The organism is Gilliamella sp. X-46 (assembly GCF_057063525.1).
This window is the reverse complement of sequence record NZ_JBXSQH010000004.1, coordinates 58,985-85,477: the sequence shown is the minus strand read 5'-3', so window position 1 is coordinate 85,477 and position 26,493 is coordinate 58,985. Positions and strand designations below refer to the sequence as shown.

The following is a 26,493-nucleotide window of genomic DNA, read 5'->3' as shown; positions in this document are numbered from 1 at the left end:
ACTATAAGCCAATATTTAGCACTAACCTGAAACAGCGGCTGCACCGGATACAATATCAATCAATTCATTCGTGATAGCACCTTGACGTGCTTTGTTATACACAATTTGTAATTCATTAATTAGGTTTGCACCGTTATCTGTTGCCGCTTTCATGGCCACCATTCTTGCTGCTTGTTCACTCGCTAAATTATCAACCACTGCTTGATAGACCTGTGATTCAATATAGCGACGTAAAATCACGTCTAATAGCGATTTAGCATCAGGCTCATAAATATAATCCCATGATGAAGCTTTGAGCTTTTTATCTTCTGATGGCGGTAAAGGTAATAATTGCTGAATTGTTGGCTTTTGTGACATGGTATTAATAAATTTATTCGTCACAATATATAATTTATCAATTTTACCATTGTCATATGCCTCAAGCATTGTTTTTACCGGACCAATTAAATCGGATAAATTTGGTTCATCCCCCAAGTTAGTCACTTGGGTTAAGATGTTTGCTTTTACTGATGAGAAAAACGAAACACCACGAGAACCAACTAAAGCAACATCAGCTTCAACACCTTTTTCCTGCCATGCTGACATGTCAGCAATGACAGTTTTAAAAAGATTGATATTTAAACCACCACATAAACCACGATCGGTTGAAATAATAAGGTAGCCAACTCGCTTTACATCTCTTTCTTCTAAATAAGGATGTTTGGCGCCTATTTGAGCTAACGCTAAATGTCCAATTACTTCACGGATCATTTCAGCATAAGGTCGACTAGCTGCCATTCTATCTTGCGTTTTACGCATTTTAGAATTGGCAACCATTTCCATTGCTTTAGTGATCTTTTGCGTACTTTGGATACTGGCAATTTTTGTTCTAATCTCTTTTGCATTAGCCATTTGTTACCTCACCCTTACCAAGTTTGAGTTGATTTAAAGCTTTCAAGTAATGCTTTTAGCTTACTTTCAATCTCATCATTGTAATTACCCGTCTCGTCGATTAATTTGACAAAATCGGCATATTGACTATGGGCATAAGCAAGTAGCGCTGTTTCAAATGATAATACTTTAGCCAGTTCTACATCTTCAAGATAACCACGCTCAGCAGCGTAAAGTACAATTGATTGTTCAGCAACAGTCATTGGTGAGTATTGCTTTTGTTTTAACAATTCGGTTACTTTTTCGCCGTGACTTAATTGATTTCTTGTTGCTTCATCTAAGTCAGATGCAAATTGAGAGAACGCAGCTAACTCACGATACTGCGCCAGTGCGGTACGAATACCACCTGATAATTTTTTCATTATCTTCGTTTGCGCAGCACCACCCACACGTGAAACCGAAATACCCGGGTTAACCGCAGGACGGATACCTGAGTTAAATAAGCTAGTTTCAAGGAATATCTGACCATCAGTAATCGAAATTACGTTAGTTGGTACGAATGCCGAAACGTCACCTGCTTGAGTTTCAATAATTGGTAATGCTGTTAATGAACCTGTTTTACCTTTAACTTCGCCTTTTGTGTACTCTTCAACATAAGCTTCGTTCACGCGCGCTGCACGTTCAAGTAAACGAGAGTGAAGATAAAATACATCACCTGGATAAGCTTCACGTCCAGGTGGACGACGAAGTAGTAATGAAATTTGACGATAAGCAACGGCTTGTTTAGATAAATCATCATAAACAATTAATGCATCTTGACCACGGTCGCGGAAGTATTCACCCATTGCACAACCAGCATAAGGAGCTAAGTATTGTAACGCAGCTGATTCAGATGCTGATGCTACAACGACAATTGTGTTTTTAAGTGCACCATGATCTTCTAGTTTACGCACAACATTTGCAATAGTTGATTGTTTTTGACCAATGGCAACATAAATACATTTTACCCCTGAGTCGCGTTGGTTGATGATGGCATCGACAGCAAGCGCTGTTTTACCTGTTTGACGGTCACCAATGATAAGCTCACGTTGACCTCGTCCAATTGGAATCATTGAGTCAACGGCTTTATAACCGGTTTGTAATGCTTGGTCAACGGATTTACGATCGATAACACCTGGAGCAACAACTTCGACAGGTGAAAAGCCATCATGTTGAAGTGAGCCTTTACCGTCAATTGGTTCGCCTAGTGTATTAATAACGCGACCTAATAAACCTTCACCAACTGGTACTTGTAAAATACGACCAGTACATTGTACCTTCATACCTTCAGACAAGTCTTCGTATGGTCCCATAACTACCGCACCGACAGAGTCTCTTTCAAGGTTTAATGCCATTGCATATCGGTTGCCTGGTAATGCAATCATCTCACCTTGCATTACATCAGTTAATCCGTGGATTCGAAGAATACCATCACTTACAGATATGATAGTTCCTTCATTGTGAGCATCACTCACAATATTGAACTGAGCTATCCGCTCTTTAATTAGTTCACTTATTTCAGTTGAATTTAGCTGCATTATCAGTCCCCTTAAGACTGTAGAGCGTCATTTAAACGATTTAAACGCCCTCTGATACTACTATCAATAACCATATCGCCCGTACGAATAATAAAACCAGAAATGAGCGATTTATCTATATGACATTTTAGTTTTACTTTTCGTGATAAACGTTTTTCGACAGCGACAGAAATTTTATTAAGTTGTTCATTAGTTAGCTCATTGGCAGAAATAACATCTACATCTGCTTGTGCTTCTCTATCTAAACAATATTGTTCAAACAAGGTTAAGACTTCAGGAAGAAGTGATAACCGCTTGTTTTCAGCCATAATCTTAATAAAGTTAGTGCTAAACTCATCTAACATATCTTTACAGATGTTGATGAGTAAATTAGCCACCGAATCGGTTTTCATGTCTGATGTTAAAACACTTCTTATTTGAGCATCTTTACTCACTTCAGATGTTAACACTAACATGTTATGCCATGATTCGATGCTGTTTCTTTCTACTGCAAAATCGAAAGCGGCTTTAGCATAAGGGCGAGCAATTGTAATTAAGTCAGCCATTGCTCTATTCTCCTTATAGTTCAGCTACGAGTTTATCAATGATGTCGCTATTTGCGGCTTCATTAACAGAACGTTGAATAATTTTTTCTGCACCAGCAATAGCAAGTGTAGCGACTTGTTGTTTGAGCTCTTCTTTAACTCGTTTGCGCTCGGCCTCTACTTCGGCAAGTCCTTGCGCAACAATTCGTTCTTTTTCACGAGAAGCTTCTTGTTTTGCTTCTTCAAGAATGGCTGCTTTACGTTTGTTGGCTTGCTCAATAATTGCATTAGCCTCAACCTTAGCCTGTTGCATTATGTCAGATGTATTTGCTTTGGCTAATTCCAAATCTTTTTTTGCTGTTTCTGCTGAAGCAAGTCCTTCGGCGATCTCTTTTTGGCGTTTTTCAATTGCGCCAATAACAGGAGGCCAAACAAACTTCATACAGAACCAAACAAACAATACAAATGTAATTGCTTGGCCGAGGAGAGTTGCGTTCATATTCATGACACGATTCCTCTTAAATTTTTATTAACCTGCGACAGCAAAAATAACATAAAGTGCAATACCCACACAGATCATTGGGATCGCATCAACTAGGCCCATAACGATAAAGAATTGAGTACGTAACATAGGCATCAATTCTGGTTGACGAGCAGCACCTTCTAAAAATTTGCCACCTAATAAACCAATACCAACTGCACCACCAATTGCAGCTAATCCCATCATGATGCCTGCGGCTACAAATAACATACTATCCATTATATACTCCAGTTTATTATCAAAAAAATATTAAAATTAATGATCTTCCGTTGCCGACGCCATAGCTAAATAGACGATCGTCAACACCATAAAAATAAAAGCTTGTAACGTAATTATTAAAATATGGAAAATGGCCCATGGTAACGATAATACCCACTGTGACCACCAAGGTAATAATGCAGCAATTAGGATGAAGATAAGTTCACCTGCGTACATATTTCCAAAAAGTCGAAGTCCTAAAGAAACAGGCTTCGCTAATAGACTAACTAATTCAAGTACTAAATTGATAGGCGCAAATGCCCAGTGGTTAAATGGGTGTAAGGTATATTCTTTGATAAACCCTGAAACCCCTTTGTACTTAATTGAATAAATGATGATAAGTGCAAACACACCTAAAGACATTGACATGGTAATGCTAACATCTGCAGTTGGCACTACTCTTAAATGTGATAGACCTAAATATTGACCGGCATAAGGGAGAAAATCAACCGGGATAAGATCCATTAAATTCATCAAGAAAACCCAAATAAATACCGTTAATGCTAAAGGTGCAATGAGTTTATTTTGACCGGTGAACATGTCTTTAACAGTATTGTTGACAAACTCAAAGATCATTTCTACTGCACATTGTAGCTTACTTGGTACGCCACTGGTTGCTTTTTGGGCAACACGATGAAAAATCCACAAAAAGATAACACCAAGTAGAATCGAAAAGAACAATGAGTCAAGATTAAAGGTCCAAAAACCGGAACCTACTTGCAAGTTCTCAAGATGGTGCTTGATATAAGCTTGTGGTGAAGCTGGAGAGGAAACTGACATATAACCCTCTTAACCTATTTTCTAAAAATAAAATATTGCTTATAGTTTCATTCAAAAAGGTATAAGCAATCGCTGTAATAAATTGAAGTTACTATTTTAAACCTAATAGCCTATACCAAGTCAACCTTTGATTAGCTAAATTAAGAATTTAAACACTTTTTACTAATTTTACGCAAATATGTATAACTTCTTTTATTATTTTAATCTAAATATTAGCCTATTAATGGCTTAATTAATGGGTATAAATTGTGCTATTTCAAACGTTAACTTTAAGATGTAAGTGCTGCTGCGATATTTTGGGCCAATTTTTGCACTTCGTGTTGATTACTTCCTTCCACCATGACACGAATTAACGGTTCGGTTCCTGATTTACGAATCAACACTCGACCATGATGACCAAGTTGTTTTTCTGCTTGCTCAATTGCCGATTTTACTGTAGTGCTATTTAGTGGATCATGCTCACCCGAAAATCTAACATTAATCAACACTTGTGGCAACATTGTCATACCGCTACATAAATCAGCTAATGACATGTCATTGCGTACCATTGCAGCTAGTACTTGTAGGCCAGCAACAATACCATCTCCTGTTGTTGTTTTATCTAATAATAAAACATGACCCGAATTTTCAGCGCCTAAGCGCCAATCTTTTTCGACCAGTTTTTCAAGCACATAACGATCTCCAACTTTGGCACGAACAAAAGGAATACCAAGCTTTTTAAGCGCTATCTCAAGCCCCATATTGCTCATTAATGTGCCGACAACGCCGCCTTTAAGTTGACCTTGTCTTAATGCTTCGCGTGCAATGATATAGATAATTAAATCACCATCAACTTTGCGACCTTCATGATCAACCATGATGATGCGATCGCCATCACCATCTAATGCAAAGCCTAGATTGGCTTTTTCATCAATAACACATTTGGCTAGTGCTTTTACGTCAGTTGCTCCACAATTTTCATTAATATTTACTCCATCTGGCTCACAGCCAATTTTAATCACTTGCGCACCAAGCTCTCGTAATACTTTAGGGGCAATGTGATAGGTGGCACCGTTAGCGCAATCGACGACAATTTTTAATCCTGCCAAACTTAAATCATGATCGAATGTACTTTTACAGAATTCAATGTAGCGGCCTGCGGCGTCAGTAATACGGCTTGCTCGACCAAGTTGTTTGGACTCTACGCAATCGATCTCTTTTTCAAGTTCAGCTTCAATTTCTAATTCGATAGTGTCATCAAGCTTTTTCCCTTCAGTTGAAAAGAACTTAATACCATTATCATAAAAAGGGTTGTGTGAGGCAGAAATAACAACGCCGGCATCGGCCCGGAAAGTACGGGTTAAATAGGCAATCGCTGGGGTTGGCATTGGGCCTGTAAAGGCCGCAGCAACACCTGCCGAGGCAAATCCTGCTTCGAGTGCCGATTCAAGCATATAGCCTGAAATGCGAGTATCTTTACCGATTAATACTTTTTTCACGCCATCTTTGGCAAGCACACGACCTGCTGCCCAGCCTAATTTGAGCGCAAAATCTGGTGTGATAGGATATTCTCCAACTTTACCGCGAATCCCATCTGTACCAAAATATTTTCGATTAGACATTTTATTTCCTCACACTAAATTATTTTTGATAAACGCATATTTTAATTTGTAAAAAACTTTCAGGAAAGTATACCTATTTGTATAAAGTTACTCTCGATTATCATTGGCAAATTTTAATAATACTTGGCTCTCTTTAATAAAGCGTTCTGCGTAAGATCCAAACCAAGTAGTTACTTCATTAAAATTTTTGATAAATTTTGCTTTGTCTCGCTGTTCAATTAATTTAACCATTTGTCCAAAGCGTTCGTAATAGCGTTTAATTAATTCGATATTATCATCCGATGCCATGATGATATCGGCATAAAGCTCGGGATCTTGAGCAAACAAGCGCCCAACCATCATCAGTTCAAGTCTATAGATTGGTGAAGATAGTGCAATGAGTTGTTCTAAATCAGCTTGTTCACGTTGCAAATTAACGCCATATGAAAAAGAAGTAAAATGACGTAATGCTTGAATAAATGACATGCATTTATCATGCTCTTTGGCATCAATTGCGCATAAATTAGCGCCCCATATACGCATTTGCTCAATTAGCCATTGATATTTTGTTTGATCGCGCCCATCGCAATAAACAATGATTTGTTTAGCTAAATTAGGAACGTCGGGACCAAACATTGGGTGTAACCCGACTACTGGACCTTGATGTTTATCAAGCATGGCTTGGAGTGGCTTGACTTTTATGGATGTGAAATCTGTTAAAATACAATCTTTAGGTAATGGTGGTAATTGTTTGATGATTTCGCAGGTTTTGTTTATTGGCACAGTCACAACCACTGCCGCTGCATCGGCAACTACCTCGGCGGCTTGATGCATAGTTTTTGATCCCAAGGTTTTAACCTGATAGCCAGATAAAGTAAATAATCGAGCAAACAACCGCCCCATTTGCCCATTACCGCCAATAATCACGACTGAATCTTCACCAGTATAGACTTTTTTGAAACCTTTGTTGTTTTCACTAATATAAGATTCACGCATTAAACGACGTAAAATATCTTCAATTAAAGCAGGAGATACACCTTGAGCTTCAGCCTCTTGCCGTCTTTTAGCTAGCATATCGGCTTCACGCTGAGGAGCATAAATGGGAATACCATGCTTGCTTTTTACCTCGCCAACTTCGGCAACTAATGCTAATCGTTTGCTAATTAAAGATAAAATAGATTTATCAACTTCATCAATTTTATCGCGTAAGGCAAGTAATTCCGTAGACATATGCGGTGATTCCTTATTATCACAAAGGTTGCTTTTCTGTAATAGCTTAACAGTATAACGTATTTTTGATACGATGCGTATTTAGAACATCAAATCAAAGACAATAAATCAGTATGAAGATTATCTCTTTTAATATTAACAGCCTTCGTGCTCGCATCCACCAATTATCCGCTATTATTGATAAATATCAGCCCGATGTAATTGGTTTGCAAGAAACTAAAGTGCATAATGATCAGTTCCCCGTTGCCGAACTCGAACAATTTGGTTATTACCTCAACTACCATGGGCAAAAAGGACATTATGGTGTTGCGTTGCTAACAAAACAAAAACCGTTGTCAGTGCAATATGGCTTTCCAACTGATGGTGATGATGCGCAATGTCGCTTAATTATGGTTGAACTACCCACAAGTAAAGGCAATTTAACGGTAATTAATGGTTATTTTCCTCAAGGCGAAAGTTTACATCATGAAATTAAATACCCTGCAAAGCGTAAATTTTATCAAGATTTGAATAATTATTTACAGGAAAATCAATTAAATAATCAGTTATCTTTAATTATAGGTGATATGAATATTTGCCCAACCGATTTAGATATTGGCATTTCGCAAGAGAGCCGTAAGCGTTGGCTACACACCGGTAAATGTTCATTTTTGCCCGAAGAACGCGAATGGATGAACAGTTTAATGTCGCTGGGTTTTGTTGATACTTACCGCCACGACCACCCAACTGCACAAGAGTATTCTTGGTTTGATTATCGCTCAAAAGGTTTTGAAACGGATACAGGGCTTAGGATTGACTTGATCTTAGCCAGCGCCAAATTACTAGCACATTGTCAACAAACGGGGATTGATTATGATATTCGCGCAATGGAAAAACCCTCTGATCATGCACCAATTTGGGCTAAATTTGATTTAGTATAAACCTAACTCGTTATAACAAAGGATCATTAAATGCAAAACAGCTCCGTTTTATCGGTCAAAGATCTTAATCAAATAGTTAAAGATTTACTTTCTGATGCGATCGGACAGGTTTGGTTAGTGGGAGAGGTTTCTAACTTTTCGCGCCCTTCATCGGGACATTGGTACTTTTCGTTAAAGGATGATAGCGCACAAGTGCGTTGTGCCATGTTTCGCAATAGTAATTTTCGTGCAGGTTTTACTCCACAAAATGGGCAACAAGTTTTGGTTAAAGCAACGGTAACGCTGTATGAAGCGCGTGGTGAATATCAACTGGTGATTGATAAAATTCAACCCGCAGGTGCAGGGCTATTACAACAAAAATTTGAACAGTTAAAGAAAAGGCTTTCTGATGAAGGGTTATTTGATGCCATTTATAAAAAGCCACTACCCGAAAATATCCGCACCGTTGGGATTATTACCTCCTCAACGGGAGCAGCGTTGCATGATATTTGCCAGATATTAAAACGTCGTGATCCAAGTTTGCATTTGATCATCTACCCAACACAAGTACAAGGCAGTGAAGCGGCAGAGCAAATTGCTAAAATGATTCAAATTGCCAACATTCGTCAAGAATGTGATGTATTAATCGTTGGGCGAGGCGGTGGCTCGCTTGAAGATTTATGGTCATTTAATGAAGAAGTGGTGGCAAGGGCTATTTTTGCAAGCCAATTACCTATTGTCAGTGCGGTTGGGCATGAAATTGATTTTACCATTGCCGATTTTGTGGCTGATGTTAGAGCAGCAACGCCATCTGCTGCGGCTGAATTAGTTAGCCAAGATAGCTTAGCGCAAATAAAACGCCTACAAGTTCAAGAACAACACCTATCCATGGCAATGGATTACTATTTAATTCAGTGTCGTGAAAAACTCAACAAATGGCGTCATCAATTACAAACTCAACATCCACAAGCAAAACTATCAAAACAGCTAAATACATTGCTAACTTATCGCCACACATTATACGATAACATTCAGCAATATTTGCTCAGACAGTCAAACCGCCATAATCAATTAGATAAACGATTATCGCGCGTCTCACCGCAAAATAAGATCCATTATTTACAGCAGCTTGTTGGCCAAAAGCAACAACAAATTACTCATTTAGCACAACAAAAACTGACTCAATCTCAACATCAATTTGTGTTACAAACCTCACAACTTAACAGCGTTAGCCCACTGGCGACACTTGAAAGAGGTTATTCAGTTACGACCAACCAAAACAAAGAAGTGGTTCGTTTTTCTGAGCAAGTTACTGTGGGTGATTTTATTGTAACAAAGTTAAAAAAGGGCAACATTATTAGCCAAGTTACCAAAGTTGATGAATAAAGTTATATCATTAAAAATGATTTATAAACATTTTGTTACTGAAAATTTGACCTCTTTTGCAATTTAGGTAATCGCTAGTATATAATCTAAACAATAAAAAGTTGTTATATTATTCAGAGAATTTATGCATTATCCAATCGGTATTGATTTAGGCACTACAAACAGTTTAATTTGTGTTTGGCAAGACGGTCAACCAGTCCTTATTCCGAATTCAATTGGTGAAGTTGTTACACCATCTGCAGTTAGTGTTGATGAAGACGATTCTATTTTAGTCGGACATGCGGCATTGTCTCGTTTAACCACTCATCCAAATCGCAGTGTAGCAGCATTTAAACGCTTTTTAGGCTCAAATAAAGTTTTTGAATTAGATGGCAAAAAATTTACGCCAACTGAACTTTCAGCCATAATTTTAAAATCATTGAAAGCAGATGCAGAGGCTTTTTTAAACCAAGAAGTTCGTGATGTTGTCATTTCTGTTCCTGCTTATTTTAATGATGAACAGCGTAAGCAAACTCGTTTTGCTGCTGAGTTAGCGGGATTAAATGCTGTGCGTTTAATTAATGAGCCAACAGCCGCTGCCATGGCATATGGATTACACGAAGAACAATCGGGTAATACATTAGTATTTGATTTAGGTGGTGGTACATTCGATGTGACAGTGCTTGAATATGCTATGCCAATTATTGAAGTGCACGCTTCTGCTGGTGATAACTATTTAGGTGGTGAAGATTTTACTCAAGAACTTGTTAAAGCTTGTTTAAGTGAATGGGACCTTAAAAAGCAGGATATTCCAACTGATGATTATGCTCGCCTATTAGATTTAGCTGAACAATTAAAATGTAAATTAAATGGCGAAGAATCACACACTTTAACTTGGTTTTGGCAAGATAGGCAGTGGCAATTTTCCTTGAACGAAAGCCGAGCTAAAACGTTATGGTTACCACTACTTAATCGACTACGAGCACCAATTGAACAGGCATTAAGTGATGCACGATTAAAACCTAATCAGCTTGAACATATCGTATTAGTCGGTGGGTCATCGCAATTAGGTATTGTACGTGAGCTGGTGACCAAATTATTTGGTAAATTACCGTATCGCCATATCAATCCGACTACTATCGTAGCTCAAGGTGCCGCAGTTCAAGCTGCTTGTCGATTACGTAATGTTGATGTTGAAGAAGTTATTCTTACTGATGTGTGTCCTTATACTCTAGGTATTGAAAGCTGTTCAAATAATGTCAGTGGAGTGTTTTCACCCATTATTGAACGTAACACCATTGTACCAACATCAAAAGTAAAAACATTTTATACAACGTATCCTCAGCAAAAAGTGATATGTATTTCAGTTTATCAAGGTGAAAACCCTCGCGTTGAAAATAATGTTTTAATTGATGAGTTTGAAGTACCCATAACACCAATGGAAAGAACACAAGGAATTGATGTCCGCTTTAGTTATGATCTAAATGGTTTATTAGAAGTTGATGTGGTTTTGCTTGAAACAGGTGAACAACATGGCAAAGTGATTGATCATAGTCCAGTTGGATTAACAGACAAACAAAAACAAGACAGTCATGATCGCTTGAAAGCACTTAAAATTCACCCTCGTGACGAAATGCCGAATCGTACCTTATTGGCAAGGCTAGAACGAGCATGGGCCCAATCATTGGGTGATGAACGACTATTAATTGGATCATATATCGAAGTTTTTATGGAAGTACTAAATAGACAAAATTCTGAAGAAATTAACGAAATTCGTTGTGAAATTGAATCTAATCTACAAGATCTAAATCGATAACCAATAAAGTTTAAAAAATATAAAAAGTCCTCTTTTTTTAGAGATAAAAAAGAGGACTTTATTTTGTTTACTTTTCCTTTTCTTTGGTTGTTTTTTCTACTGGCGGTCCAAAACGGTTAGTGTGTTTGATACCAGAAACCCAAAATGGCACAAAAAATAAGAAAAAAACTAATATTTCGGCCAAAAAACCGATGAGTGGTTCACCTTTATCGATATCATTAAAACGTCGTTTTAATGCAAAAACCGTGTTGGTTACAGCAATAGAATAACAAATCATAGAAAAAGTAGAACTATTCAATTCAAAATTGTTGTTAAGTACGGTCATCAATCCTAGCACAATGAAGCTACAACATAATTGTATGATAAAACCTTTTATATTAGTTCGTCCTTTCCAACGCCAAAACTGCCACCATTTATTTTTAGGTAATGGCTGTGATTCCAGTTTTTGTTGATTTTCACGATTTTTTGCCATAAGCAATGCCGCACAAAGCCGTAAGACTAAATCATTGTCACTGCTGTTTTTAAACTTGTCTAACATTTCAAGTTCATTGTTATCACATATACCGTAATAGTTAGATAAACAACGTGCAGCAAGTGTCATTATGCTATAAACTTGTTTAGTATAATTGTATTTTTTTTTGCTATCAGAAGATGGTGTAATCCACTTATCTTGCAAATTTTTGGCTATTTTTATTAACTCTTTATTATCACCAGTAATATCTTGTAAAATTGTATCTAATTTGTTTTTTTGCTCAGGTTTATTTAATACAATTATGTATAACAGCATTAAATAAATTGGATTTCTATTCGCCAGTTTTTGTGTCCATGTGTGCTCCATTTTTTGCTCAATATCGTCAAAATCAATAAGGTGAGGTGCATCAATAAACCATTCAATCGAATTTTGATAATTGTTTAAAACACAATTAATTAGTCTGCTATCATTATTAATCAGATTATATAACTCTGTTTCATTTTCCCAATTTCCATATTTAAATATCTCTATTAACGGTTTAAATGGGTCATCCTCCTCGAGGACAAAGGTATTATTTTCTTGTTGAAGATAATTTGCAGTTTTTATTGGTTCACGAACAATTTCGATTACTAATAAGTAACGACGATACCATTGCCAATAAGCTTCTTTCTTATTAGCAATAACTGAAGGATCTGGAGATTTTGGTAGTTGATAATAATTATTAAATTTTAAAAACGTAATCCAATCAAACATTTTCATATTTGAATAAGAAAAACTTTGAAATAAATGTGATTTAGCAATATCAGGAATATAGTTGAATCTATCTAGCCATAAACTGGCATATAAAGCTAGCTTGCCATTCTCATCGGGATCAAATTGGGGTGGAAGTTGGGCATTTTCATTATTATCAAATAACCATGTTTTAAATTCTTGCACGGGTGGAAGTTCTGTAAGCCATGCAAGATGTTGTCGTGCTTGGCGTTGTAAATGTTGCAAAATAAATTGTTCAAATGGATCATCGCTTTGATCGTCTAAAATTTCTTGTAATAATCTTTCATTACCGTGGCGCAACATAATGGCATGTCGGTATAAACGATATAATCGATTATTGCCGTCATCCAGTAACAATATTGGTATGACCTGTTTGTAATCCCAGTTTGTATTTAAAACCCAATTAACAAAATCGATAATTTCTTTTGGGTACTCGTCTATATTCTCTAATGCGGCTAATCGTGCTGTTGTGGTTACCGTTATTTGTGGAATAGTATGCAAATAATTTTCCGTTTTATCGACAGCTACACAATAACTATTATTCAACGCCATAACTAATAATGGGAAGTAATTTTTTTCAAAATAAACACACCACCCCGCTATCCAACTTTCGGCTTGTTGCTGATAATGACCTGAATAATACAACTCTAACCAAGCTTGTAAGGCATTTTGTTTATATTCGAGCAAAGTATATTGGATAGCGGCAATATATTTCCACTCGATAATAATATTTTCGTCTTCATCGCCTTCGGCAATACATTTTAAAGCATAATCCAAAATAGATTGATTTTTTAGGCTCGCAGTACTATACCAATGAGAAAACTCAAGCATAAATTTCTTATCATCAGGAAGATAAATAACTGTATCTTGAGCTAAAAATGCACAAACATCTTCCGATCTACGTTCCCAAAATAACCATTTGGCATAATGTATATAATCGATAGTTGTATTTTGTAGTATTTTATTTGTTGTCGGTAAGCATGTGTAATCAAATAAATCACCACGATCGATATGATTTAAATAATTATCATATTTTTCAAATTCATCAGTGAATTGTGTCATTAATTGCTGACGCCAGCGCAGATTATCGGCTAAAAGTTTGACACATGATTCGGATATATTTGTTGTTTCGTAACTTAACTCTAATAGCCGCCATTTTACCAAATCGATAACTGCCATGGGATAGTCATAGAATGAGCCTATAAATTTTTGCCATTCATCAATGTTATAGCAACGGAGTGGATCTTCTAATAGGGCTTGATAAGAATCGCAAATTTCATTTGCTTTAATTTGCTCTTCTGTTAGTTGTGGCGTTGCTTTTTCTTCTTCTAATGTCTGTTCGGTTTCATCAACAGTTATTTCGGAGAATTTGGCATAATTCATTGCTAATTCGTAAGCTTCGCGCAATGCTTTAAACCCGTCAGGATCTGTTTCTGGATGATATGATGGTAATTTTGTACGATAGGCTTGACGAATAACCGTGATATCTGTTGTTTTTTCGATGCCCAATAATTGCCAAAAATTTGTACTCATAACCAGTCATACTCCATTAGTGATTCCGGTTTTTCTAGTTCGTCTAACTCAATATACCAAGGTAGGCGATTGCAAGGTGAATCCTCGTCGCTAATTAATAATTTCATGGTATATGTTTGTGATGATTGGGTTAATTCACAGCGTAATACTTCAAGATCTTCTTTATTGTTGAGTGATTCCCAAAATTGAAAACCAACCGACCAACCCGCAAAGTAGTTATGCCAAGATTCATAAAAATATTGAGAACGAGCAGCAATTCTTGAAAAAATCCATAGCGCTTCTTCTTCGGTAATATATTTATTGGTCGTGCCATTGCGTAGTAAATATCCCATACGAGCATAATCCCAACTACGAATGCCACCATAGCCACATACGCAAAAAGTTTGTTCAACGAACGCCAGTAATACTTTTTGATAATCATTCTGTGCTTGGCAATAATCACGCCATTCAGATTCAGAAAATCTATAATACATTGAATAATATCTAGATAATATTGGCGCATGCCCATCATCAACCATATCAAACACACGGTTTAGTAATGTTTGTCGAGAACTTATTCCCCAATCATCAGCCATATCAACAAAAGTTCTGTCGGGGAAAAAAAATGGCGAAGTATAACTTGCACCATATCCTTTATTTAAAGCAACCATTGGTGCAGATAAACCATATAGCCAATCGACACAATCTTGATTCATATTTTTATTCCAATCATCTGATTTATTTTATTTCTTATCAAAAGATAGCAGATTTTACACTAAAATAAAATTCAAATCCAAAGTGGAAATTTATAGTGCGGCTAAGATTAATGACATATAAATAACGCTATAAACCTGCATAAATCATAAAATTATTTTGCAAATCAACCTCTACAAGGCATAATAAAGACAAATTTATTGGAATTTGATTATTACCAAGTAATAAATCATAAGGAGTGATAATGAAAAAAGTGACCTTAATGGTAATGTTAATATCTTGTACATTAATATTACAAGGCTGCGTTGCTGCCGTTATCGGGGTAGGAGCAGGGGCCACGGCAAAAGTCGCCACAGATCCTCGTACAGCAGGTACTCAAGTGGATGATACAACACTCAATTCACGTATGAGTATGAAAATTAAAGACAATGGACCTTTCTTTATTGGATCGCGTGTTATTTCGAGTACTTATAATGGCAACATTCTTTTAACTGGGCAAGCAAATAATGAACAAGCTGAAAAAGCTGAAAGTCTTGCTTATCAAGTTGACGGGATAAAAAAAGTCTATAATCAAATTCGTATTGGTGAACCCGTTGGAGCCGGTACAATTACCAATGATGCTTGGATAACAACACAAGTTAAATCTCAATTAATTTTAAATGCGCAAACAAAAGCACGCAATATTAAAGTTGTTACTGAAAATAGCGAAGTATTTTTAATTGGTATTGTCACATCAGAAGAAGGCAAAGCAGCGGCTGAATTGGCAAGTAAAGTCAATGGTGTGAAAAAAGTCATCACACTATTTACTTATATTGAAAACTAACCAATACCGAAAATATACTAAAAATAGGGGCTAATTAGCCCCCTTTTTTTATGTGATCGATTTAATACGCTCAATTAATTTTGCAAGTCCTTGCAAACGGGATTGACTGAGTTCGTCAGTAATTTTTAATTCATGCAAAATAGATTGAAAATCAATAGCAGCAACTTGCTGTGCTGTTTTGTGATTAGCAATAATGATTAAAATTGCCAATAACCCTTTCACAATTCGCCCTTCGCTATCGCCGCTAAAAATATAGGTATTATCGGCCTGCTTTTGATAACTAAGCCATACTCGATTTTCGCAGCCATTGACTTGGTTCTGCTCTGTTTTTTGCTCGTCAGGAAAATCAGGCAATTGCTTTGCTAACAACACTAACTGTCGATAACGATCTTGCCAATTATGATGCTTTGCAAATAACTCGGTTAAATTTTGCTGTGATAGCATAATATTGACCTATTTATGGTTGACTATTTTGTAAAAAATTTTCAGGAGTTTATATCGTTTAATATAAAACTACATCAATATTCCAATCGCACTTTGCAACTCTGAAATAAATTTATTCACATCTTGCTGATTATTATATGGCATTAATGATAGACGAATCGCACCATGGCAACCTAATTTATTCATTAAAGGCTGAGCACAAAGCTCACCAGTGCGGATGGCAATATTTTGTTCACTTAACAAAATAGCAATATCATTATGATGAATATTGTTGATATTAAACGTGATGATTGGGCTATTATCCACACTATAAAATTGAATATCGGTCAGTTGGTTTAATTGTGATTTAGTATAGAAAGCCAGCTGCTTTGTGTAGTTCTCTGCTTGCTTATTATCCCAACTTTTTAACCATTCAAGTACTGCGTTAAAGCCAAGAATGCCTGCAATATTGGGCGTGCCTGCTTCAAATTTATAGGGGAGATCTTCTTGAATAAAATCATCAAATGAGGCACTTTTTAGCATTTTACCACCACCATGCCAAACTGACATTTGCTCAAGTAAAACCTGCTTACCATATAAAACACCAAGACCCGTTGGTCCATACAATTTATGGGCAGAAAAAGCATAAAAATCGATATTTAATTGCTGAATATCAAGCGCATGGTGAACAATACCTTGAGCACCATCAACAACTAAAATGGCATTATGTTGATGAACAATGTGGCTAATTGTCGCTAAATCAGGGCAAAATCCAGTGACGTTTGACATTTGGGTGATGGCAACAATTTTGGTTTTTGTTGACAGTAGCGATGACAATTGATCAATGTCTGATGACCATTTTATGACTTTAGCACCTGTTTGCTTAGCAACAATTTGCCAAGGTAATAAATTGCTATGATGCTCTAACTCACTCACAATAATTTCATCATCAGGTTGTAGCAACGGGCGAGCATAGCTTTGCGCGATTAAATTAATTGATTCGGTTGCACCCCGTGTCCAGATAATTTCAGCACTGTTGTTGGCATGAATCAAATCTGCAACATTTTGCCTTGCCTTATCAATTGTTGTTGTGACTTGCAAAGCATCTTGGTACAAACTACGTTTTGCGGTGGCTGTATTTTGTGCATAATACGCAAGTGTTGCATCAATCATCACTTGTGGTTTAAGTGCAGTTGCAGCCGAATCCAGATATACGCTTTTACTATTAAGCGCAGGAAAATCTCTTCTAAATTGCTCAGGCACAAAATGCTTATTGGGTAAGTTCAAGTCCGGCAATACCATTCCAGTAACCATTACAATCCCGTTTATGTTCAATTTGTAGTGGATTTAATCCATCTTCATTAGCTTTGAACTGTTTGACAATATCGAGCGTTTCAAGACCAAGGGGTGAAATTCTAACAATATCCACTAATCCTTTCATCTCTTTGAGATTATTGCCCAAGTTATAACAATAACCACTTTGGGTCTGAATACCATTTAGCACAAATACTTTTTGCTGTTCTTGCGAAAACACTTCGCGCCCAACAGGATAGTTAATGCAACATGTTTCACATTTATCTTTAGGCTTGTCTTCTGATCGAGCGGTAAAACAACGCGCTGAATAAGCTAAAGGTAAATAACCATAACTGAATACTTCAACTTCAAAATTTCGCTTAATATTTAAATTTTCAAATTGATTAAGCACATTGGTTAACCACTCACGAGAAAGCTCAACCGGCATACACCAACGTACCATTCCTTGTTTTTGTAATAATTTTAAAGTTAACGCGTTATAACAGTTAATGGCAGGACCTGCAACAAACGGTAATTTATGCTCTTGCGCAATATTAATGGCAGCTAAATCATTTGCTTCTACTAAAAAATCACCATTATTGACCAATTGTCGTAAATCGTTTAATTCTGATGGTGCTTCAAGTAACGCTAGGGTTGAAAGTACCACTTGTTTACCCGATTTAGCAATTTCTTTTGCCAGTTCAAGCCAATTGGCAACTTTCATTTCACGACGTTTGGTGCAAACGGTTTCGCCCATATAAATAATATCCGCTTGACTATCTTTAGCGGCATAATAAAAAGCTTCTGTTTCAGTTTTAGGCCAATAATAGAGCACCGGTCCTAATGCGTATTTCATAGTTTTGCTCACAATATTTTTTATATCAGATCAATTAAATCATTAAGATAATACCTTATCACCTGTATGTATTGACAAAAAACAGAAGATATAAAAAGCGAAATATTACCTTAAAACATATATTTTTTAATTATTTATTTAGGTAGATAAATTACGTTATTGCCATTTACGGTGATAAGCACCTAATGTTGTCTGTGTCCCTTCTGAAACAGAACCAAGTGTATCCATCCAGCTTTTTTCCGCTTGGAATGACTCAGGATTGGCTTTATAACGATCAATGGCTTGGCGCCACACTTTTGTCACTTGCTCGACATAAGCAGGGCTACGTTGACGACCCTCAATTTTAACCGAGGCAATATTAGCAGCAAATAGCTCAGGTAATAGTTCAATTGTATTTAAGCTGGTTGGCTCTTCAATAGGATGGTAAAGCTCGTCGCCAACAAAATATCGCCCTTTACATAGCGTTGGATAACCTGCATTTTCGCCTTTTTTATGACAATCAATTAACACATTATTGAGTCGTGACTCAAGTCCTTTTTCGGTCTCTTCCCAGCGAACAAATTTAGCTGGCGAACAAGCCCCAACGGTATTGGGTGATTCACCAGTTAAATACGATGATAAATAACAGCGTCCTTCCGCCATAATGCACAAGCTACCGAAAGCAAATACTTCAAGCGGAACAGGAGAAACTTGAGATAATTGTTTGACTTGATGCATCGAAAGTACACGCGGTAACACAATACGATGTACTTGAAAGTTATTATGATAAAACTTAATTGATTCTTCATTAGTCGACGACGCTTGCACAGAAACATGGCGTTCAAGATCAGGGTACTTTTCAGCCGCATAATCAAGCATTGCCAGATCAGCAATAATTAACGCATCAGCACCTATATTAGCTGCGGTATCAACAGCGTGTTGCCAACGCTGAAAATTTTCAGGGTGGGCAAAGGTATTAATTGCAATATGTAACTTTTTACCGCGTTTATGTACATAATCAGAAGCTTCTAGCAATCGCTTCTCATTAAAATTTAAACCAGCAAAATGACGGGCATTAGTATCATCTTTCAAACCAATATAAACAGCATCAGCGCCATTATCAATGGCCACTTTTAGTGATGGTAAAGATCCTGCTGGACAAAGAAGTTCCATAATTATTCCTAACTTAAGTTTGGTCTTTTATACGCTGTGTATTATGCAATAATTCTGAAAGTAATGCGAATGGAAAGAGATAGTATTAGCTAAATAGCTAAAAACTTCGAATTAATGGCAAGTAATAACAAAAAATCCCATGATGCTGACACGATATATTTTGGTGGTTAAATATTGTATTTAATTAATTTTTTGATCAATTCCAACGACTTGATGACGAAATCGTACTCGTATCCATCTTCAATAAAAAAGGCGAACCAACTGTTATTGATACAGGTGAATATCCAAACCCAACACAACATTACCATAGGTCATGCGTCGGGCATTAATTATTGCAACATCATTGCAATTCACTACCAACAAAACCATTCATCACAGTGAGTGGTTTTGTTATTCCACAACGCAAGGTAAGCAATATTTTTATAAAAAAACAAACATCCCCAAAATCCAAGATAACCCCACTCATCAAACTTTACATAAAAAGGAGAAAAAAGGAGGCATTACGCCTCCTTGGATGGGATGAATCGCTTTGACGATTTTGGGTAAAATCACATTACACAATCAAAATAACAACGCTTTATTTCATTTGAAACAGCGACATACTTTGCATTGTCATAAAGGTATATTGTGCCGCTTGTAAATTGGCTTGCAGTAACGCATATTCTGAAATAGCATCGTACCAATCGACATCTTCAAGCTGGCTTATTTGAGTTTGAAATTCAATATCTAGTGTTTCACCTAGTGCGGTTAACCGATCGATTTCGGCTAATACCGAACCGCCCTCAGCCCTTACGGTCGAGATATTGCTAAACGAATTATCGATGCCATTGCGAGCTTTTGATAATCCAGTTCTAAATTCTTCAACGCTTTTTTCATTATCATAATCTAAGTCTGTTTTTAACGCTTCAAGCGCATAATCAATGCTTGCAAAAATATTACTTTCTGCAGGTGAACCATCAGCATTTTTGACATTTGCCCCAGTCATAAAGACTTTTATACCAGTAAAGCTTGCTGCGACTTCTCTTGAGTCATCAATAAATACATTTACTGATGTTGTTCCGCCGATGTAATTCACTTCTCCAGATTCGCTTACCACAAAAGGTGGTGTGTCATTTTTTTGACCGGCAAAAATATAGTTGCCATTGGTATCTTTTGAGTTAGCTAATGCGAGCAGTTGATCTTTTAAGCCTTGTAATTTATTGGCAAGATCAAGTCTGTTTTCTTCATTTAACGTTTCATTGGCTGCATAAACTAAAGTTTCTTGGATCGTTTGGATAACGGTATTTACTTCTGACAAGAGCGTATCTTGGCGACTTAGTGTTTTTTCGGTGCTTTCACGCGTAGCTTGATACTGTTGATTTTGTGCTTGGGCTTGTTTTAATATTAATGATTGTGATACGCCCATTGGATCATCAGAAGGCGTTAAAATCTTCTTGCCAGTGGCTAAATGTAAACCCGATTTTTGCCATTTGCTATTGGTGTTTAAAATACTTTGTAAATTTTTTTGATATAGCGAATTGGTGCTAAGGCGCATTTTTTATTCCTTTATCCTTTTATTATTTGGTTAAACCTAAAATGGTATCAAATAGTGTTGTGGCGGCATCAATCACTTTTGCATTGGCTTGGTAATACTGCATATAGACCTGCATTGAGATATATTCTTCTTCAATATTAACCCCAGATATTGATTGATTTTGTTCGTAAATTTGTTGGGTTATATTTTTTGTTGATTGTGCAGAAATTTTTGCTGTTTGGGTTTCACTGCCGATGTAACTAACTAACGTTGTGTAAGCACTTTTTAAGGTCGTTGTACCATTCACTAGTTTTTCATTTTGAATAGCTAATAATTTTGCTACATTACGGTTATCACCAGCACCGTTTTCATCATCATTAATACCTGTTGCCAGTTTATTCACATCTTTGACTAATAACTGTAATGATGAGGCAATATCAGCAACGGGTTTAATCATAAAAGAATCGCCTGCCATAGCATTACCATTTATCTCGATAGATAAGCCATCAAAAACCAATTTACCTTCTTCAATTTGAGGTGTGATTTGTTTGTGATCAGATAATCTTGTTACAACCCAATTGTTGCCATCGAATTCTATTTTATAATCCGAGGCTTTGACTTCGGTCACTGATGTAAACTCAATTTTAGCCGTGGCATTTCCTTGGTTTTTAGTGTTAGTTATACAACTTGGTTTGTTGTAATCAAATAGTTTTTCGCCCTGATTACCATGAATATCCACTCCTGACATATGCACTTCATTAAAACGTTCCGCTAAATTGAGAGCAATTAATCCCAGTTGATTACGCGATTCAGTTAGTGGGCCATCACGAAACGTTAATAGTCCATTTAATGAGCCTGATGTGATGTTCTGACTAGTCAGTTCTTGAGTTGCGCCAGAAGGGTGTGTATAAATAATGGTATTGAGTGCTGGATCATCTGCCGAAGGTTGTACGGTTAATACGTTAGCACATGAGCCTTGCACTAAATTTAAACCATTTTCTAACGACAAATTATATTGCCCATTTTGCTCTGTGACGGTAATACCAATGATTTCACTTAAATCATTAACCAGTTGATCTCGTTGATCAAGTAATGCATTGGGTTCATTACCGCCATCTACTGTCTGTAGTTTTGATATTTTTTGGTTGAGTTCGGCAATTTGCTGAATGTAAGCATTAACTTTGTCGACATTCGTGTTTAATTCGGTATTAATATTGGCGATTTGATTTTTTAAATTTGTTTCTGTTTTATTAAATTGATTTGTTAACGAAGTAAGATCACTAATAACCGTTTGTTTTGTTGAAGCATCGCCAGCATTTGAAGCTAACTTATTTAAGCTGGCAAAAAGGTTGTTAAGTTGTGATGAAACGCTGTTATCGTTTTCTGCCAGTAGGTTATCGACTTTTGATAATTCGTTATAATACGTTTTAATAGCGCCATTTTGTGATTGTGATTGACGCAGTTGCCCGACCACAAAATGGTTAAAGGCACGATTCACTGATGAGACAGTAACACCATTACCCACAAAACCAAAACTATGTTGAGTGCCATTGGCTTGGCTTAAAACTTGTTGCTGGCGATTGTAGCCTTTTGTATGAGCATTACTGATATTATTGCTAATTACATTAAGCATATTTTGTGCTGCATTCAATCCACTAATACCTGTATTCATTAATGAATTCGCCATAAAAATCCCCTCAATATCGTTTTAGTTAATAACATCACTTAAAAATAAGTTATTTTTTATATCGGCTTAAATTCTCAAAAATTTAATTATTTTTACGAGTATTTCGAAAAATTTTTAAATAATGTCATTTCTATTTTTAAAAATGGTTGTTATTCTGGTTTTAGCTGTTGTGATTGCCTTAAAAAATCGATACCAGTCATGTTATTTTCTTCTTCAATATACTGTTGTGCAGTTTTATTTAAAATTAAGATACTGATACGTCGGTTGGCATCTTTGCTGTAGTTAGGATTGTTTAAACTAACGGTATCGGCTAAGGCTATAATACGAATAATTTTGTTGGAATCTAACCCTCCGACAATGAGTTCCCTCCTTGAGGCGTTAGCTCTATCTGCTGATAATTCCCAGTTACTGTAGCCACGATCACCCGTTGTGTATTGGCGTTCATCGGTATGACCAGACAAAGTGATTTTATTAGGTAATGAATTTAAAATCGGCGCTAAAGCATGTAAAATTTCTTGCATATCGGGATCAATCGTTGTGCTACCAACGTCAAACATAGGTTTATCGTCAGAGGCTAAAATTTGAATTCGTAATCCCATTTGAGTTAATTCAACAATCAAATTCGGTGCTAACTTTTTTAAGCGAGGGTCGATTTCAAACATTTCAAAGATTTTTTTTGCTGTTTCGATTAGCTGTATTTTTTCAAGTTGTTGTTTTTCTAATTCATTGTGTAATGAGTTTGAAACACTGTTTTTTTCTTCACCTATTTGTTGGCTTACATCATCGCCACCACCGGGAATAGGACTTTCACTATCACTAATATTCTTCCCACCATTTTGACCAAGGATTAATGGTGTTCTAAAATATTCGGCAATACCTTTTAATTCTTGTGGTGTAGATGTCGAAATCAGCCACATAACTAAAAATAAAGCCATCATTGCCGTCATAAAGTCGGCATAAGCAATTTTCCAAGAACCACCATGATGACCACCGCCATGACCTGATTTTTTCTTAATAATTATTCTTACAGATTTATCTTTCATTACTGATTATTTTCGTTTTTATTGAGATTTTTATCTTTAATTTCTTGGATATATTTTTCCAATTCAAAGAATGATGGTCTTTCATGAGAAAATAGCGTTTTTCGTCCAAATTCAATACAAATTTGCGGTGAATAATCATGCATACTGGCAATAAGTATCACTTTTGTACACTCTAGGATTTTGACCATATCAGCATTTCTTTGCTTTAATAAGGCGGCTAGTGGCGAAACAAATCCATAAGCAAGTAAGATCCCTAAAAAAGTTCCGACCATCGCATGGGCAATAAGCTCTCCAAGTTCACTTGCTGGCCTATCCGCTTGCGCAAGTGTATTTATAACGCCCATTACAGCTGCAACAATCCCAAACGCCGGTAAGCCATCACCAATTCCCGAAATAGCATCAACAGGCTTTTCAAGTTCATGGACGAATGTTTCAATTTCTTCACTCATTAGTGTTTCAATTTCAAATACATCCATATTGCCACTAATCATCAGTCGTAAGTAATCAGTAATAAAATCGCAGATTCTCGGATTAGCTAAAATTAATGGATACTGTTTAAACAATTCACTTTCCTGCGGATTATCAATATCTGCTTCAATAGATAACCCTCCACTTTGGCGGATCTTTGTCAAAATGCTATACATTAAATTGATCAGTGTTAGATACAGGTTTTTATTATATTTAGATGTTTTAAATAATTGCCCTAACGCTTTGAGTGTGGCTTTTATTGTTTTTTGTTCATTACTGACAATAAAAGCACCAATAGCAGCACCACCAATAATTAACAATTCAAGTGGTTGAAACAGCACGGCTAAATAACCGCCACTTAGTACATAACCCAGTAGTGCAGAGGCGATAACGACAATATACCCTATAATTATTAGCATTGACTTTCTTCTTTATCTATAAAATAACAGTTAAATTGATTTACTATTTTTAATATTTATTCAAGCAGTTATCTGGTGTGAAACTGATGAGTTTAAATGACTTTGTTTTGATAATACTTTCAGGCATTTTTCGTCATTTTCTTTTTTGGTTTTATTATTCTTATCTGCTCTTGACGGCGGTTGACATAAACTGCATGTAAACGTATTTTGTGGGTGATAAGCGTGCGTAATAAAAAGCCCACCACATACCGTACAACATGATTGTTGCATGATATTTTTTTCGACAAATTTGACTAAAATCCAAGCTCTGGTTAAGCCTAAAATAGGTTCATCTTTATGTGAAACTTGGCATTGTTCTAAATAAAGTTGATAGGCTTTTAAGATCGTTTGAATGCCTGACTTTAAGCCATTTCTAACTAAAAAAGAGTAAGCATTATAGAAAATGCTAGCATGAATATTCGGTTCCCATGTCATAAACCATGAGGTTGAAAAAGGCAATAAACCTTTAGGTGGTGGACAACCTTGAATCTCTTTATAAAGTTTTATTAATTTATTTCGACTCAAATTAGTTTCACTTTCCAACATTTGGATTCTTCCACCAAGAGAAATTAATTTGATAGCAAGTTGGGTTTCTTGATATTTCTGAATAATACTTGTACCTGTCATGTTAGTTCCTTAGCTATTTATTGATTGAATCTAATAGCAAACTTGATAAAAGAATGCCTGTATGCATCTGTTTTATATCTCTAACGCGGGATTCTTCTGTTAGTTTTTTCATCATTTCTGCATTTTCAAATCGTAGTCGAAATATTAATTGATTTGTTTCTGATAAAACCAACATTTGAGAGGTACTTAAACCGCTAAGTATATCTGCCGTTTCTTCATCAATTCCCAATCGATACATTGCCATCACTTTATCTTTTTCAATCATTTTCTGACTTAACAGTAAAGTTGACAGATTCAAATGATGTATACACTTAAGAACATCGTCATCTAATATATTGCCCAATTTAGTCACCAATTTATCTTTATTATTTTTCGTGTAAAAAAACGAAAAACAGGTAAAATTAAAAAAGAAATTATTTTTTTTCGCTTAAAATTACATTTTTAAATTGAAAAGGTCAATAAAAAAATCATTTCAATTTATTTTCGATTGATTACACTTTATTTAATTTCTTTTTTTATTGTTTCTAAAAAGTAACCTTACTTTGTATTCTTTTTATTGCTTGGCTATGCAATTGGCTCACTCTTGATTCACTAATATTCATTACATTACCGATCTCTTTTAAATTGAGATCTTCTTGGTAATAAAGTGATAAAACAAGTTTTTCCTTTTCTGGTAAGTTTTCAATTTGGCGGATAATGGTATTACGAATTTCCTCATCTATTATGGTCAAAAAAGGATTATTATCTTCTTCATATTCAATAATGGAATCAATGTTATCACCCAATTTCTTATGAATTTCATCGTATGAGCATATTTGGCTAGTATTTGAATCTAATAAAATTTTGTGGTATTCACTAATAGGCAATTGTAAATATTGGGCAATTTGCTCATCATTAGGTGGTGTACCTAACTTCTGTTCTAATTCATTCATTGCAGTTGTGACATCTTTTATTTTTTTTCGAGTTTGCCTTGGTAACCAATCACGGCTGCGTAGTTCATCAAGCATGGCGCCTTTAATTCTTGGTATGGCAAAGGTGGCAAACGTATTACCTTGAGAGATGTCATAACGTTTTATTGAGTCTAATAAACCGATATAGCCAACTTGTAATAAATCATCAAGTTCAACCGTTGCAGGTAAACGAACCGCTAATTTTAACGCTTCATTGCGAACCAAATGAATATATTGTTTCCAATCGATTTGGTTTATTACACCCTGTGAGTTATATAAGCTATTATCCAT

The 26,493-nt window shown here is 36.0% G+C and carries 26 protein-coding genes; 5 read left to right on the top strand and 21 right to left on the bottom strand.

The features are described 5' to 3' along the window. Positions 1-21 precede the first annotated feature (21 nt). The 8 genes from atpG to tyrA form a co-directional block, all read right to left on the bottom strand. Positions 22-891, bottom strand: coding sequence for a F0F1 ATP synthase subunit gamma (gene atpG, locus ACYIAJ_RS05395; protein WP_483564426.1), 870 nt, complete (start codon positions 889-891; stop codon positions 22-24). 14 nt (positions 892-905) lie between these two features. Further along, positions 906-2,447 carry a F0F1 ATP synthase subunit alpha gene (gene atpA, locus ACYIAJ_RS05390; RefSeq protein WP_483559783.1) on the bottom strand — a complete coding sequence of 514 codons (1,542 nt, stop codon included), beginning with the start codon at positions 2,445-2,447 and terminating at the stop codon, positions 906-908. Positions 2,448-2,458: 11 nt separating this feature from the next. Further along, the gene (atpH, locus tag ACYIAJ_RS05385) at positions 2,459-2,992 is read right to left on the bottom strand and encodes a F0F1 ATP synthase subunit delta (RefSeq protein ID WP_483559782.1); all 534 of its coding nucleotides are present in this window, start codon (positions 2,990-2,992) and stop codon (positions 2,459-2,461) included. Positions 2,993-3,005: 13 nt separating this feature from the next. Beyond that, entirely contained in the window at positions 3,006-3,476 is a 471-nt protein-coding gene (gene atpF / locus ACYIAJ_RS05380) for a F0F1 ATP synthase subunit B (protein WP_085247556.1), read from the bottom strand. Positions 3,477-3,500: 24 nt separating this feature from the next. After that, positions 3,501-3,731, bottom strand: coding sequence for a F0F1 ATP synthase subunit C (atpE, locus tag ACYIAJ_RS05375; protein ID WP_034901511.1), 231 nt, complete (start codon positions 3,729-3,731; stop codon positions 3,501-3,503). A 36-nt stretch (positions 3,732-3,767) separates the two neighbouring features. Beyond that, positions 3,768-4,550 carry a F0F1 ATP synthase subunit A gene (gene atpB, locus ACYIAJ_RS05370; protein ID WP_483559779.1) on the bottom strand — a complete coding sequence of 261 codons (783 nt, stop codon included), beginning with the start codon at positions 4,548-4,550 and terminating at the stop codon, positions 3,768-3,770. A gap of 269 nt (positions 4,551-4,819) precedes the next feature. Then, on the bottom strand, positions 4,820-6,151 hold the full coding sequence (gene glmM, locus ACYIAJ_RS05365; RefSeq protein ID WP_483559777.1) for a phosphoglucosamine mutase: 1,332 nt from the start codon (positions 6,149-6,151) through the stop codon (positions 4,820-4,822). 87 nt (positions 6,152-6,238) lie between these two features. Beyond that, positions 6,239-7,360 carry a bifunctional chorismate mutase/prephenate dehydrogenase gene (gene tyrA, locus ACYIAJ_RS05360; protein WP_483559775.1) on the bottom strand — a complete coding sequence of 374 codons (1,122 nt, stop codon included), beginning with the start codon at positions 7,358-7,360 and terminating at the stop codon, positions 6,239-6,241. A gap of 113 nt (positions 7,361-7,473) precedes the next feature. On the opposite strand from tyrA, the gene xthA reads away from it, so the two are divergent. From xthA to ACYIAJ_RS05345, 3 genes are all read left to right on the top strand, one after another. Next, positions 7,474-8,280: an exodeoxyribonuclease III gene (gene xthA, locus ACYIAJ_RS05355; protein WP_160402382.1), complete on the top strand. Its 807-nt coding sequence runs from the start codon at positions 7,474-7,476 to the stop codon at positions 8,278-8,280. A gap of 30 nt (positions 8,281-8,310) precedes the next feature. After that, positions 8,311-9,645: an exodeoxyribonuclease VII large subunit gene (gene xseA / locus ACYIAJ_RS05350; RefSeq protein WP_483559773.1), complete on the top strand. Its 1,335-nt coding sequence runs from the start codon at positions 8,311-8,313 to the stop codon at positions 9,643-9,645. 124 nt (positions 9,646-9,769) lie between these two features. Continuing rightward, on the top strand, positions 9,770-11,440 hold the full coding sequence (locus tag ACYIAJ_RS05345; RefSeq protein WP_483559772.1) for an Hsp70 family protein: 1,671 nt from the start codon (positions 9,770-9,772) through the stop codon (positions 11,438-11,440). A 67-nt stretch (positions 11,441-11,507) separates the two neighbouring features. On the opposite strand, the gene ACYIAJ_RS05340 is transcribed toward ACYIAJ_RS05345, so the two are convergent. Both ACYIAJ_RS05340 and ACYIAJ_RS05335 read right to left on the bottom strand, forming a co-directional pair. Then, positions 11,508-14,216 (bottom strand): J domain-containing protein, encoded by a 2,709-nt coding sequence (locus ACYIAJ_RS05340; RefSeq protein ID WP_483559770.1) that lies wholly within the window; start codon positions 14,214-14,216, stop codon positions 11,508-11,510. Beyond that, positions 14,213-14,911, bottom strand: coding sequence for a DUF1266 domain-containing protein (locus ACYIAJ_RS05335; protein WP_483559768.1), 699 nt, complete (start codon positions 14,909-14,911; stop codon positions 14,213-14,215). The genes ACYIAJ_RS05340 and ACYIAJ_RS05335 overlap by 4 nt, the downstream gene beginning before the upstream one ends. A gap of 242 nt (positions 14,912-15,153) precedes the next feature. Between ACYIAJ_RS05335 and dolP the strand changes: the two genes are divergently transcribed. Continuing rightward, positions 15,154-15,732, top strand: coding sequence for a division/outer membrane stress-associated lipid-binding lipoprotein (dolP, locus tag ACYIAJ_RS05330; protein ID WP_091350478.1), 579 nt, complete (start codon positions 15,154-15,156; stop codon positions 15,730-15,732). Positions 15,733-15,780: 48 nt separating this feature from the next. On the opposite strand, the gene csdE is transcribed toward dolP, so the two are convergent. The 4 genes from csdE to ubiU all read right to left on the bottom strand — a co-directional run bounded on the left by csdE (position 15,781) and on the right by ubiU (position 19,456). Continuing rightward, on the bottom strand, positions 15,781-16,176 hold the full coding sequence (gene csdE / locus ACYIAJ_RS05325; protein WP_483559766.1) for a cysteine desulfurase sulfur acceptor subunit CsdE: 396 nt from the start codon (positions 16,174-16,176) through the stop codon (positions 15,781-15,783). Positions 16,177-16,245: 69 nt separating this feature from the next. Beyond that, positions 16,246-17,469, bottom strand: a complete 1,224-nt coding sequence (gene csdA / locus ACYIAJ_RS05320) for a cysteine desulfurase CsdA (protein WP_483564425.1) — start codon at positions 17,467-17,469, stop codon at positions 16,246-16,248. Next, positions 17,426-18,304, bottom strand: a complete 879-nt coding sequence (locus tag ACYIAJ_RS05315; protein WP_483559763.1) for a U32 family peptidase — start codon at positions 18,302-18,304, stop codon at positions 17,426-17,428. The genes csdA and ACYIAJ_RS05315 overlap by 44 nt, the downstream gene beginning before the upstream one ends. A gap of 156 nt (positions 18,305-18,460) precedes the next feature. After that, positions 18,461-19,456, bottom strand: coding sequence for a ubiquinone anaerobic biosynthesis protein UbiU (ubiU, locus tag ACYIAJ_RS05310; RefSeq protein WP_483559761.1), 996 nt, complete (start codon positions 19,454-19,456; stop codon positions 18,461-18,463). A gap of 313 nt (positions 19,457-19,769) precedes the next feature. On the opposite strand from ubiU, the gene ACYIAJ_RS05305 reads away from it, so the two are divergent. Continuing rightward, complete coding sequence (locus ACYIAJ_RS05305) at positions 19,770-19,979, top strand: hypothetical protein (RefSeq protein WP_483564424.1); 210 nt, start codon at positions 19,770-19,772, stop codon at positions 19,977-19,979. A gap of 54 nt (positions 19,980-20,033) precedes the next feature. Here ACYIAJ_RS05305 and flgL read toward each other — a convergent pair whose 3' ends face one another. The 7 genes from flgL to ACYIAJ_RS05270 form a co-directional block, all read right to left on the bottom strand. Further along, positions 20,034-20,990 carry a flagellar hook-associated protein FlgL gene (gene flgL / locus ACYIAJ_RS05300; RefSeq protein ID WP_091347916.1) on the bottom strand — a complete coding sequence of 319 codons (957 nt, stop codon included), beginning with the start codon at positions 20,988-20,990 and terminating at the stop codon, positions 20,034-20,036. A gap of 22 nt (positions 20,991-21,012) precedes the next feature. Next, positions 21,013-22,656, bottom strand: a complete 1,644-nt coding sequence (gene flgK / locus ACYIAJ_RS05295) for a flagellar hook-associated protein FlgK (protein WP_483559759.1) — start codon at positions 22,654-22,656, stop codon at positions 21,013-21,015. A gap of 149 nt (positions 22,657-22,805) precedes the next feature. Further along, complete coding sequence (motB, locus tag ACYIAJ_RS05290; protein ID WP_091347911.1) at positions 22,806-23,699, bottom strand: flagellar motor protein MotB; 894 nt, start codon at positions 23,697-23,699, stop codon at positions 22,806-22,808. Next, on the bottom strand, positions 23,699-24,586 hold the full coding sequence (gene motA, locus ACYIAJ_RS05285) for a flagellar motor stator protein MotA (protein ID WP_483559757.1): 888 nt from the start codon (positions 24,584-24,586) through the stop codon (positions 23,699-23,701). The genes motB and motA overlap by 1 nt, the downstream gene beginning before the upstream one ends. A 60-nt stretch (positions 24,587-24,646) precedes the next feature. Further along, a complete protein-coding gene (flhC, locus tag ACYIAJ_RS05280; RefSeq protein WP_483559755.1) occupies positions 24,647-25,252 on the bottom strand; it encodes a flagellar transcriptional regulator FlhC in 606 nt (201 codons plus the stop codon). A 13-nt stretch (positions 25,253-25,265) separates the two neighbouring features. Continuing rightward, entirely contained in the window at positions 25,266-25,586 is a 321-nt protein-coding gene (gene flhD / locus ACYIAJ_RS05275; protein ID WP_483559821.1) for a flagellar transcriptional regulator FlhD, read from the bottom strand. Positions 25,587-25,776: 190 nt separating this feature from the next. Then, complete coding sequence (locus tag ACYIAJ_RS05270) at positions 25,777-26,493, bottom strand: RNA polymerase sigma factor FliA (RefSeq protein WP_483559754.1); 717 nt, start codon at positions 26,491-26,493, stop codon at positions 25,777-25,779.